Origin of the sequence: Rhizobium phaseoli (assembly GCF_001664385.1) — a bacterium.
Lineage (GTDB): Bacteria > Pseudomonadota > Alphaproteobacteria > Rhizobiales > Rhizobiaceae > Rhizobium > Rhizobium phaseoli.
In genome coordinates this window covers 289015-300562 of the sequence record NZ_CP013534.1, presented here as the reverse complement: position 1 = coordinate 300562, position 11548 = coordinate 289015, and the positions used below count along the sequence as shown (strand labels likewise).

The 11548-nt window shown below is 61.2% G+C and carries 12 protein-coding genes; 4 read left to right on the top strand and 8 right to left on the bottom strand.

Annotated features, from left to right (window positions below; all coding sequences use genetic code 11):
• Positions 1 to 16 precede the first annotated feature (16 nt).
• Entirely contained in the window at positions 17 to 250 is a 234-nt protein-coding gene (locus tag AMC88_RS24750; protein WP_041683991.1) for a hypothetical protein, read from the top strand.
• A 76-nt stretch (positions 251 to 326) separates the two neighbouring features.
• Here the strand turns inward: AMC88_RS24750 and AMC88_RS24745 are convergent, their stop codons facing one another.
• Entirely contained in the window at positions 327 to 527 is a 201-nt protein-coding gene (locus AMC88_RS24745) for a hypothetical protein (protein ID WP_004672428.1), read from the bottom strand.
• Positions 528 to 1088: 561 nt separating this feature from the next.
• Here AMC88_RS24745 and AMC88_RS24740 point away from each other — a divergent pair.
• Together AMC88_RS24740 and AMC88_RS24735 are read left to right on the top strand one after the other, a co-directional pair.
• Complete coding sequence (locus tag AMC88_RS24740; RefSeq protein WP_012490657.1) at positions 1089 to 2231, top strand: helix-turn-helix transcriptional regulator; 1143 nt, start codon at positions 1089 to 1091, stop codon at positions 2229 to 2231.
• A gap of 222 nt (positions 2232 to 2453) precedes the next feature.
• Positions 2454 to 2864, top strand: a complete 411-nt coding sequence (locus tag AMC88_RS24735; RefSeq protein ID WP_012490656.1) for a hypothetical protein — start codon at positions 2454 to 2456, stop codon at positions 2862 to 2864.
• A gap of 173 nt (positions 2865 to 3037) precedes the next feature.
• Here the strand turns inward: AMC88_RS24735 and AMC88_RS24730 are convergent, their stop codons facing one another.
• Complete coding sequence (locus AMC88_RS24730) at positions 3038 to 3445, bottom strand: carboxymuconolactone decarboxylase family protein (RefSeq protein ID WP_012490655.1); 408 nt, start codon at positions 3443 to 3445, stop codon at positions 3038 to 3040.
• A 297-nt stretch (positions 3446 to 3742) separates the two neighbouring features.
• Between AMC88_RS24730 and AMC88_RS24725 the strand changes: the two genes are divergently transcribed.
• Positions 3743 to 4672, top strand: a complete 930-nt coding sequence (locus AMC88_RS24725) for a TauD/TfdA dioxygenase family protein (protein ID WP_064823616.1) — start codon at positions 3743 to 3745, stop codon at positions 4670 to 4672.
• A 46-nt stretch (positions 4673 to 4718) separates the two neighbouring features.
• On the opposite strand, the gene aspA is transcribed toward AMC88_RS24725, so the two are convergent.
• From aspA to AMC88_RS24695, 6 genes are all read right to left on the bottom strand, one after another.
• Positions 4719 to 6146 (bottom strand): aspartate ammonia-lyase, encoded by a 1428-nt coding sequence (gene aspA / locus AMC88_RS24720; protein WP_012490653.1) that lies wholly within the window; start codon positions 6144 to 6146, stop codon positions 4719 to 4721.
• 99 nt (positions 6147 to 6245) lie between these two features.
• Positions 6246 to 7349, bottom strand: coding sequence for an asparaginase (locus tag AMC88_RS24715; protein ID WP_064826226.1), 1104 nt, complete (start codon positions 7347 to 7349; stop codon positions 6246 to 6248).
• A 72-nt stretch (positions 7350 to 7421) separates the two neighbouring features.
• Positions 7422 to 8894, bottom strand: coding sequence for an amino acid permease (locus AMC88_RS24710; RefSeq protein ID WP_064826225.1), 1473 nt, complete (start codon positions 8892 to 8894; stop codon positions 7422 to 7424).
• Positions 8895 to 9128: 234 nt separating this feature from the next.
• Positions 9129 to 9836, bottom strand: a complete 708-nt coding sequence (locus tag AMC88_RS24705) for a FadR/GntR family transcriptional regulator (RefSeq protein WP_064826224.1) — start codon at positions 9834 to 9836, stop codon at positions 9129 to 9131.
• Between the two features lie 52 nt (positions 9837 to 9888).
• The gene (locus tag AMC88_RS24700; RefSeq protein ID WP_064823612.1) at positions 9889 to 10608 is read right to left on the bottom strand and encodes a FadR/GntR family transcriptional regulator; all 720 of its coding nucleotides are present in this window, start codon (positions 10606 to 10608) and stop codon (positions 9889 to 9891) included.
• Positions 10609 to 10693: 85 nt separating this feature from the next.
• The gene (locus AMC88_RS24695; RefSeq protein ID WP_064823611.1) at positions 10694 to 11515 is read right to left on the bottom strand and encodes a bifunctional allantoicase/(S)-ureidoglycine aminohydrolase; all 822 of its coding nucleotides are present in this window, start codon (positions 11513 to 11515) and stop codon (positions 10694 to 10696) included.
• Between the last annotated feature and the right edge of the window lie 33 nt (positions 11516 to 11548).

The window sequence follows — 11548 nt, the reverse complement described above, 5'->3', positions numbered from 1 at the left end:
AATTAGTAGACAAGTGATGGTCGCATCGCTGTGGCAGAAACCGTTCGGATCTGGAGAAGATGCCGCGCTCTGGCGGCTTGGCACCCGCATCAAGGCGGTGCTCGGGGAAGATGCTCAAGCCATCTGTGGCGCAGCGACTGAGGTGATCGTGTGCTGGAAATCACTCCCCGCGCCTGACAGTGCTGCCGTCGCATCCGGACGGAAAACAGCAGAATTCCACGCGATCTCTTTGCTAATGCGCGTCGCATGAAACTTAATTCATGCGATGCGCTTTGGTTCTTTGCATGTCGCTATCCCCGAACCCGCATACGTCCTGATGACATGCATCAATGCGGTCGAAGCTTTTTGGTGGCGATCAGCATGACGAGATCTTCGGAAGCATCGGCGAGCTCCAGTGCCAATTCCGCAGCCGACCATCCGCGTTTCTGCAAACCGACGAGCATTTCCACCATCGCGACTTCGACCTCTCGTCTGCAGTTCGAAATCGGCTTCATTTCGGTATGTTTCTCATCACATGCAGTGGTCATGGTAGCCTCCATTCTGCCGTTGGATCGGCAGGGGTCGCAAAATTTCGCCAATGGGTGGATATGGTAAGGGTTGCGCGCAAGCCTCGGCCTATTACGCAGCGACACAGGCGGCTCCGGCCCGCGCGCAACCCTTGGCGCCCTTATTTGCCGGTGTCCGGCCTCAGGAGCGTCTCGCATGAAGGTGAGCAGGGGAAACCCGCACGACCGGCGAAAAGAATTGTTCCTGGCGCCTGGCGGTTGTGCGGAGAAGAACTCCTGTCGTAGGCCGATGCCTTCGCAAAGCGCGCACGAATATAGTCCCGATAGGTCACGGCCTATCCTCCTCTGCTTGCATATTTTGTTTTGATTAGTGCCGTTTCACGTTGAGGGTGCTTTGAAATTACATTGCACCGGCAAGTGAGAATCTGGAATTCCGAACGTCCCCCGGAATTGACCATTGCTTATTAGATACAGGAACAGGAGGCGATTGTCGTTATCGCCGCATCCTGAAAATTATCGGCGCGTCCATTTCTGCTCGTTAGGGAATATGATAAGTAACTTATGCACGCCTTGGAGGAGTGGATGGTTACCGAGTCTGGAGATGACCCCGCTGCTGGACGCGCATGGCCGCCCCACCTGGAGCGGCGGCGCTGGCCGCGCGAACCGGCCCCGCAGAAAGAACATCGGGCCGACGTTCCGCCAGCACTGGTGCCCTTGCGATTTTCGACGCATGACCTGCCACCGAACGAACAGTTTCGGTCCTGGCGATCGCATATGGCGCCGCTTGTGGACGTTCATCTGCCGGACAGAAAATCAGAGGAGGACGGTTTTCTTGCGGAACAGACCGGCTGGCAACTCGGCGATATCCTCATCGTCCAGCAGCGCGCGCAGGCATGCAGTTATATTCGCGATCAGGCCATGCTGCGTTCGAGCCCGATCGATCACTGGAATGTCGGCGTATTGCGCAGCGGCCGGACTTGGACCGAGGCCAATCGCCATGTGACGGAGACCGGCCCGGGGGAGATATTTTTCAGGTCTCTTGGTTACCCGTATCGCGGGCGGATGACCGATTCAGCAGCCGTGCTCGTCTTCCTGCCCTATGAACTGCTGACCCGTGATGCGCCTCTTCTGCAGAACGCCCACAACATCGCCCTCTCCGGGAGCTTGGCCGAATTGCTCGTCAGCTATATCAACGGCCTGGAAGCGAACCTCGGCAATCTGACGGTGGAGGAGGTGCCGCGGATCGTCCGGACGATCGGCGACATGGTCGTTGCATGCGCTGCCTCGTCCGCAAGTTCGGATCGCGGCCAGGAACAGACCAATATGGGGCTGATGGAGCGGGCGCATCGTTATATTCACCTCAATCTTCATTCCGACAACCTGACGCCTGACGTCATGTGCCGTGCACTGGGCATCTCGCGGACGCGGCTCTACCAATTGTTCGAAACGAGCGGCGGCGTCTTCAACTACATTCGCAGACGTCGGTTGCTGCAGGCCTATGCGGATCTTACCAATCCGACCGACAACAGGCCGATCTCGGAGATTGCCGAGGCCGCCGGCTTTGACGTCGCGGCCAATTTCACGCGCGCATTCAACCATGAATTCGGCCTCAGCCCGCGCGAAGTTCGAAAGACCATAGCAACCGAGCACCCGGCCATGCCCCCAACACGTGCCATGCAACGTTTTGGCACAACGATCGGCGATTGGCTGACGCGCGCACGGTGATGCAGGTGAATGGTGAAGCTTTCCCGGTAAGTCCTCTGACAGGTTCTATCGAGACGGTCGCGAAGCGCGACGACAGATGATTGTCACTGCGGCCCTCCAATAAGTTGAGCCGAAGCAGGTAAACGCCCGGATGCCGGAGAAATGCTGACGTTAACCAAGTGATTGAAATCCGGTAGTGAATCACCGCAACTCTGAGTATGAGCGCTCTCAGGAGAGGGCATCATGCGAAAAATTCTTTTCATCCTACTGGGCGCTGTCGTTTTCTGCGGGACTGCAAACGCTCAAGCCAGAGTAACCGCAACCCATCGAGACGGACTGATTGAAAGCTACCGTGCCTATATCGGTGAGGCAGATCTGTATAACTCGAAGGGCGCGAGGCTGACCCAGCCTTGGCAGATCATCCGACAAGACAGGGCAAATTTCCATCAGTACGGCGTCCGAGACCGAGACGATCAATCAGACTCGTTCTTCGCGGATCCGGCCAATCGCCAGGCGCTCGAACAGATGCTGCGCAACGGCTCGATGACGCGCGATGCCGCCAACATGATCGTTCGCGGCAATGTCTGGATCGACGTCGATATTTACGGCGGCCAGGGCACTGGTCGCTGGATCGATGTGACCGTATCCGACTGATTTGCCACGAGGAAAATGTGTTCTGCTAGTTAGTCGCCATCAAGTTCCATAAGACAGATTACGCCACTTTTGCACTTTGAAATTGCATATAACTTATGTTAGGTTGTGGCGCCTACCCTGCGCCGCGTTTCATGGCGATAGAGACCGCAGGCGCGCGCCGCGTCCGTCGTTTCCTATCGCACCTCGAATTCCGGATCGGGCGGAACCTGCATGGCGAGAGCCAGATGATTTGTCTGCGCGGCAAGCCCGATGACCGTCAGGAGTTCGCCATGCTGGGCATCGGTCATGCCGCGGGCGCGAGCGGCCGCGGTATGGGATTGAATGCAGTACTGGCAGGCATTGGCCGTCGACACGGCGATGTAGATCATCTCCCGCGTCAGCGGATCGATGGCGCCTTCGACCGTCATGACCGATTTGAGCGTCTCCCATACCCGCTTGAGATTGGCCGGGTCGTTGGCAAGAGCACGCCAGAAATTGTTGATGAAATCGGTCTTGCGTGTCGCCCTGATGTCATCGAACACGGCTTGCACGGCTGGAGTGGCCGCGGCCTCTTGATCCGACAGAAGTTTGACGGTTGCCATCGAAGTTCCTTTCCGGGCGCCGATCCACGGCCTCAAATATGATTTGCTCGGCGATCCCACGCCGCCGTCGGACGATACGAAGAAACGGCAATGGCCGCCAGCCTCCCCGTCGGCGAGGAAATCGAAGCGGCTGTTTTACGAAAACAGGCAAAATTAGAAATTATTGTCTACAGATTTTGTAGATTATACGGTTCCATAGCCCTGTCGACTTCAGCGCTGACAATTCGAACGCCCAATGGATGCGATCCTTGGGCGCATGTGACCTGCCGACTTCTTCCAAATCAACAGGAGATTTCCATGAGCAATCCGGTTCTCGTCCATCAGATCATTCCCGAGTCCGATGTCGTCCCGCTGACCGGCCGTGTCGGAGCCGAAATCAAAGGTATCCGCCTTGGCGGAGAGCTTTCGGATGCAACGGTAGCAGCCATCAACCAGCTTCTGCTGAAGCATAAGGTCATCTTCTTCCGCGATCAGGGACATCTCGACGATTCCGAACAGGAAGCTTTCGCGCGCCGCCTCGGCGATCTCGTGCCGCATCCGACCCAGGGACCGGTCTCCGGCACGGCTTCCATTCTCAATCTCGATTCCAGCCGCGGCGGCGGCAGGGCCGACCAATGGCACACCGACGTCACCTTCGTCGATGCCTATCCCAAATTCTCCGTGCTTCGCGGCGTCGTCATTCCGGCGGCCGGCGGCGACACGATCTGGTCCAACACCCATGCCGCCTATGAAAGCCTGCCGGCGCCGCTGAAATTGCTGGCGGACAATCTGTGGGCCATTCACAGCAATGCCTATGACTATGCCGCCGTGCGCCCTCGCGCTACCGCCGAAGAGAAGAGGCATTTCGAGGAGGTTTTCACCTCGACCATCTACGAGACCGAGCATCCGGTCGTGCGTGTCCATCCGGAAACCGGCGAAAGATCGCTGCTGCTCGGCAATTTCGTTCAGCGCCTGGTCGGCGTTTCGAAGAGCGACTCCGCCAAACTCTACGAAGTGTTCCAGTCCTACGTCACCGCCCCGGAAAATACCGTGCGCTGGCGCTGGCGAGCCGGAGATGTCGCGATCTGGGACAACCGCGCCACCCAGCACTATGCCGTCAACGATTATGGCGACCAGCACAGGGTCGTGCGCCGCGCCACCGTCGACGGCGATGTTCCCGTCAGCATCGACGGTCGCCGCAGCATAACCCATGTCAAGGCTGCCAAGCCGCAAGCAAAAGCGGCGTGATCGCCCACAAATGAGTGTCGCCCGGAAGCAAAATGCGCCGCATGCCTTACGAGAAGGACAGCTTCTCGCTCGGCCGGGTCAGCGTTTCCGGGCGCAGCACCGCATCGAGATGCTCCTTTTGCATCAGGCCGCGCTCGAGAAGGATTTCGTAGACCCCCCGTCCGGAATGATGCGCTTCCAGCGCAACCTCGGTGGCGTTGCGATAGCCGATATAGGGGTTCAACGCCGTCACGATGCCGATCGATTGCTCGACCGTCTGTCGCAACCTCTCGCGATTGGCGGTGATGCCTTGAATGCAATTCGCCTCGAGCGTCAGGCAGGCATTGGTCAGGTGGCTGAGACTGCGATAAAGGCTGTAGAAAATCACCGGCTCGAAGGCATTCAGCTGCAGCTGGCCGGCCTCGGCGGCCATGGTGATCGTCACGTCGTTGCCAATCACTTCGAAGGCGACCTGGTTGACCACCTCCGGGATCACAGGGTTGACCTTGCCGGGCATGATCGAGGAGCCGGCCTGGCGTGCCGGCAGATTGATCTCGTTGAAGCCGGCGCGCGGTCCTGAGGACAGAAGCCGCAGGTCATTGCAGGTCTTGGAAAGCTTGACCGCCACGCGCTTGAGAACACCCGAAAGCTGGACGAAGGAGCCGCAATCCTGCGTCGCCTCCACCAGGTCAGGTGACGTCACCAGATCGACGCCGACGATTTCAGACAGCCGCTCGCGCACCAGCGCCGCATAACGAGGATGGGCGGTGATGCCGGTGCCGATCGCGGTGGCGCCGAGATTGATCTCGCGGATCAGCGAGACGGCTTCCGAAAGCCGTGCCTCGTCCTCCGCCAGCATCAGGGCGTAGGTTCCGAATTCCTGGCCGAGCGTCATCGGCACGGCGTCCTGCAACTGGGTGCGGCCCATTTTGAGGACGTCGGCAAACTCGACCGCCTTGGCCTCGAATGCCCGGCGCAGGATCGCCATGGCGTCGACGAGACGGTGAACGCCGATCCATGCGGCGAGCTTCAGCGCCGTCGGATAAACGTCGTTGGTGGATTGCGAGAGATTGACGTGCTCGTTCGGATGCAGGTGCTGGTACTCGCCGCGGCGATGGCCGAGGATTTCGAGCGCGCGGTTGGCGATTACCTCATTGGCGTTCATGTTGGTCGAGGTTCCCGCCCCGCCCTGGATCAGATCGACGACGAACTGGTCGTGCAGCGCCCCGTCGCGGATTTCGACGCAGGCCGCGATAATCGCGTCGGCGCGCTCCTGATCCAGAAGGTCGAGGCTGGCATTGGCCTGAGCCGCCGCCTGCTTGATCGCCGCCAGGGATGCGATCAGATCCGCTGATTCCTTCAGCGTCTGACCGGTAATCGGAAAATTCTCGACTGCGCGCAGCGTATGCACGCCGTAATAGGCCGAGGCCGGGACGTCGCGATCGCCGATCAGGTCGTGCTCAACGCGAATTGTGGTCATATCGGATGTGGTCATGGCAGGGGCTTTCGAGTGGGGCGCTGCGGGCACGCATTGCGCGACAGGCTGAAGACGAGAATGGCTTGTGACGCGGCAGAATAACCGCGTCCGGAAGCATCATCGGGCAAGGGCGGCAAGGCGAGGATCCTCCCCGTCCGCCTTCGATCCGCGCAGCTTGAACGGAAAAGACACGCCGCCTGTCGTGACACCCATCGTGTTCACGCGCTGAGGATGATGGAACGGCGCGAGCTGACTGCGGATATCAGCTGAACCGATCCCGAGCCGCTCGAGGATCTCCGTCACGACAGCGTAAAGAATTTCGAGATTGCCGTCCTCGATCTTGACCGAGATGCCGAGTGCACCGTCCGTCCCCGATCGCCGGGTTTCGTCCGAGGCCCGGACGCCGATCGCGTAGCTGGCATCGGCCCCGAGCTTGCCGATGAGGGCGCCGTTATACGCACGCATCAGCGCCGTGCAGTAGCGCCCCTCGCCCGCAACCATGTCGGGGTGGCGCGCCATTGCATGGAAGATGCGGGCCATTGCCGCACCCCGCGCCGACGGCCCCTCGCCCGACCCCTCCCCGTCCGCCGCCGAAGCAAGCTTGGCATAGAGGCGGGCCAGGCGGTCCAGAGGAAATGCGGGGGTCGGGAGATTGCATCCGTCGATCCCCCATTCGACGTCCCGGAGGTCCAGATCGCAGAGTTCGGCGACGGTGCGCTTGACCCTCCCCTGCACCGGATGATCCGGCAGGTGGTAGCCTTCCATGCCGGCGCCGATCGCCCGGGCGCCGGCAAGCATGCCGACGTGCTTGCCCGAACAATTGCTGCAGACGGCTGTCGGGACAAAGTCCTGCCTGATCCAGGCGCGGTTCACCGTTTCCGACAGCGAAGGATGGCCGCCGCAGCGAAGATCAGCCTCCTCCGCCTTGATCTTCGACAGCATGGCCCGTGTGCGCGCGATATGCCGCTCTTCGCTGCTGTGGGACGCACACATCAGCGCAATATCCGCATCGTCGAAGCCGAAGCGCTCGACGCCCTCTGCCTCCAGGATAGCAAGCGCCTGGGCCGGCTTGGCGGCGGAGCGGGCAAGCGTCGTGCGCTCGGGATTTCCCAGCGCGTAGAGCAGCCTGCCCTTTGCATCGACGACAGCCGCGTGGACGCGATGGCTGTTCTCGACAATGCCGCCACGATCGGTGACGACGAAATCCTCACTCGAGGTCATGTCTCTCTCCATTCATGCCGCACCCCGGCGGCGACATGCGCCGCCGGAGAAAGCTTGGATTGTCGATCGGTATCAGGCGAGATCGAAACCGCCGCGATCCTCGCCCTGTTCGGCGGCGAGCATGTAGATGCGCTCACGCATCAGCAGCCAGCCGACCACCAGCGCCGGAATGATCAGCGCCAGAGAGGCGACCGTGTAGGTTCCGACCGGATAGTCGAGGGCCATGAGGATCACGACGACAGCAAGGAAACCCAGGGTCAGCAGGCCGGTGTAAGGCGCGCCGAACATCCGGAATTCAGGCCGCGCCAGCTTGCCCTGCCGCGACAGCTGCCACAGCTTGAGCTGGCACAGCACGATCACGCCCCATGCGGCGATGATGCCGAGGGCGGCGACATTCAGGCCGATCTCGAAGGCTTCTGCCGGAACGACGGCGTTCAGCACGACGCCGAAGGCAGTCACGACAGCCGTCACCGCAATGCCGACATAGGGCACGCCGGATCGGTTCATCTTCGCCAGCGCCGCCGGCGCCGAGCCTGATATCGCCATGGAATGCAGAATGCGGCCGGTCGAATAGAGGCCGGCATTGAGCGACGACAGGACCGCGGTCAGCACGACCAGGTTCATGACGACGTCGGCGCCCTGGATGCCGATCTTGCCGAAGAAGGTCACGAACGGGCTCTCGCCGCCCTTATAGGCGGTATAGGGCAGCAGCAGCGACAGCAGCAGGACCGAGCCGACATAGAAGACCACCAGGCGCAGCACGACCGTCCGGATCGCCCGCGGCATGACCTTGCGGGCATTTTCGGTTTCACCGGCGGCAGTGCCGATCAGCTCGATCGAGGCATAGGCGAAGACCACGCCCTGTATCACCACCAGGGCCGGCAGGACGCTGTTCGGGAACATGCCGCCGAAATCGGTGATCGTATTCAGGCCCGGAACATGGCCGTCGATCGGCGTGCCGGTGACGACGAAGTAGACGCCGACGATCAGGAAGACGACGAGGGCGAGGACCTTGACGAGGCTGAACCAGAATTCCAGTTCGCCGAAGACCTTCACCGACAGAAGGTTCATCGAGAGGACGAGGACCAGCGCCGCGAGCGCAAAGACCCACTGGTCGATCATCGCGATCCAAGGGACATAGGCCTTGAAGAAATTCATGTAGAGGGCGACCGCGGTGACGTCGGCGACCGCCGTCATCGCCCAGGTCAGCCAATACATCCAGCCGACCGCGAAGGCGAGCTTTTCGCCGTAAAATTCCCGGGCATAGGAGACGAACGAGCCCGAGGTCGGGCGATGGACGATTAGTTCGCCGAGCGCCCTCAGAACGAGAAAAGCGAAAAAGCCGCACAAGGCATAGACCAGCACAAGTGCCGGACCGGCAGCGGCAAGCCGGCCGCCGGCGCCGAGAAACAGCCCCGTGCCGATGGCGCCGCCAATGGCGATCATCTGGATCTGCCGCGGCTTCAACGCCTTGTGGTAGCCGAGATCCTCCTCGGCAAAAACCTGGCCATCGGCCTCGCTTCTGTTGGATTGCATGACTGTCATTTCTCCTCCCTATCCCTGGGTTCGGCAACCTCCCGGCCGCCCCTCCGCGCAAATGCCATAAAGATGTTAATCTGCTATGCGGTCTGACAGGTTTGTCGGATAAAGGAAAAACCACCCTGCAGTCAAGGATTTTCCGTCTGCTATTTCTGGATGCGTCGCGGGCAGCCTGGAGAAAGGCAGTCTTTGGCGACGGGATTGGATCGATGTCCTAGGCTTCCGTCAAAAGCGCCAATATCAGCGCAGCTCGATGCCGATGATGCGGCTGACAGCCGCCGCGACCTTCCTGAGATGGATTTCCATCGCCGCCTGGGCCTCGGCCTCCGCCCCTTTGCGGATGGCTTCGACGATGGCGCGATGCTCTTCATTCGATTCCTGACGCCTTGGCCCCAAGGCGGTCAGCAGCCCGGATTGCTGCGCCATCGCCTCGCGGACATCATCGACGATGTCGCGAAAGACGGCATTCTTCGATGCCTCGGCGATCAGCCCGTGAAAATCCGAATCCAGCCGCACCCAGGCTTCGGTATTTTCTTCCTCCTCCATCTGGTCGCGAAGGTGAAGCAGCCGGGACAGCTCGTCATCGCTCCGGCGCAGCGCTGCCCAGCCGGCAGCGGATACTTCGACGAAGGGCCGCGCCTCCATCAGATCACGCGCCGAATAATCGCCGTAACGGATATCTCCGCCGCCGCCAGCCGCGAGCACATAGGTTCCGCTTCCCGTTCGCGTCTCCGTCAGCCCCAAAATCTGCAGCGAGCGCAGCGCTTCCCGCACGATCGGACGGCTGACACCGTATTTCGCCGCGAGCTTGGCTTCCGACGGCAGCTTGGAACCTTCGGCAAACCGGCCGGAGACAATGAGATTGCGCAACTCCTCGAACACCAGTTCCGAGGCGCTTTTTCGACTGAGGATTGCGGAGTCGGAAAGCCAGTTTTCTAAATCGTTCATCGCTTTGCATTCGATGGGCAGCGACCCGGATATCCGGGCGCGACATTGGAAATCATATCGTCAGCGGCGCTCTCTCTTCACCGGCAATGCCGATGATGGACCGCTTGACCTCCAGCAGGTGCTCCGCCATGGCGGCGCGCGCATCCGCCTCGCTGCCTGCGGCGATTGCCTCCAGAATGCGGCGGTGCTCGGCATTGGAGGCTTTGCGCCGTCCGCGGACATGCTCCACCAGTTCCGATTGCGTCGAAAGCGCGCCGCGGACATCGGCGACGACTTTCCTGAAGATCGTATTGCCCGAGGCTCCAGCGATCTCTCCATGAAACTCGGCGTCCATCCGCACCCATGTCTGGACGTCCTCCTCGTCATCCATTCGGTCGCACAAGGATGAGAGCGAAGCCAGCTGCTCGTTCGAGCGCCGTAATGCCGCCCAGCCCGCCGCCGGGATCTCGATGCAGGGGCGGGCCTCCATCAGATCGCGGGCTGAATAGGCGCCGCCGCCGAGCCGCCGCGCCGGGCTTTCCGAAACGACGAAGGTGCCCCGGCCGGTCCTGGTCTGCGTGAACCCCAGCGTCTGCAGCGAGCGGAGCGCCTCACGCACGATCGCCCGGCTGATGCCGTAACGTTCGGCGAGTTGCACCTCCGCGGGAAGACGGGTTCCGAGCGCCAGTTTCCGACTGACAATCGCCGTGCGGATATCTTCGAAGACCGCTTCGGCAGCGTTTCTCCGGCCTATCTCTTTCTTCTCCGACAGCCATGAATCCATATCCTGCATTCAGGGACGATGCGGGCATTCGAAAGAGCTGTCAAGCAACCGGACAGGTGCGCGCAGACGCGCCGGCGGAATGCCGGCGCGGGGCCTACCAGAGCTTCATGTGACGGTTGACGTCCTTGTAGAGCAGGTAGCGGAAGCGGCCGGGGCCGCCGGCGTAGCAGGCCTGCGGGCAGAAGGCGCGCAGCCACATGAAGTCGCCGGCTTCGACCTCGACCCAGTCCTGGTTGAGGCGATAGACGGCCTTGCCCTCCAGCACATAGAGCCCGTGCTCCATCACATGGGTCTCCATGAAGGGGATCACCGCGCCCGGCTCCAGGGTCACGATGTTGACGTGCATGTCGTAGCGCACGTCGGCGGGATCGATGAAGCGAGTCGTTCCCCAGCGTCCGTCAGTGTCTGGCATGGCGCGGATCGGATGGTCGTCCTCATGCGTGACGATCGCCGGCGGCGGCTCCAGCCCCTCGACCTCCTGAAAGGCCTTTCTGACCCAGTGGAAGATCGCCGCGGCCGAGCCGTCGTTCTTGAGGCGCCATGCCGAACCGGCGGGAATATAGACGAAGGAGCCGGCGCGCAGGGCGTGGCTGACGCCTTCGAGTTCCACCGTCATGCCGCCTTCGACGACGAAGAGCACCGCTTCCGCCCGCTTGTCCGGCTCCGGCCGGTCGCTTCCGCCGCCCGGCTGAACTTCCATGACATATTGCGAGAAGGTTTCGGAAAAGCCGGAGAGCGGGCGGGAAAGAATCCATGCCCGCGTTCCCGTCCAATGCGGCAGGAGGCTCGTGACGATATCGCTCATGACGCCGCGGGGGATGACCGCGTAAGCCGTGGTGAAAACGGCCCTGCCGGAAAGCAACTGGGTCTGCGGCGGCAAACCGCCGAGCTTCGAAAAATACTCTGTCTTGTCCATTGATGCAGCCTTCCAAGCAGGTGTCTCTACATC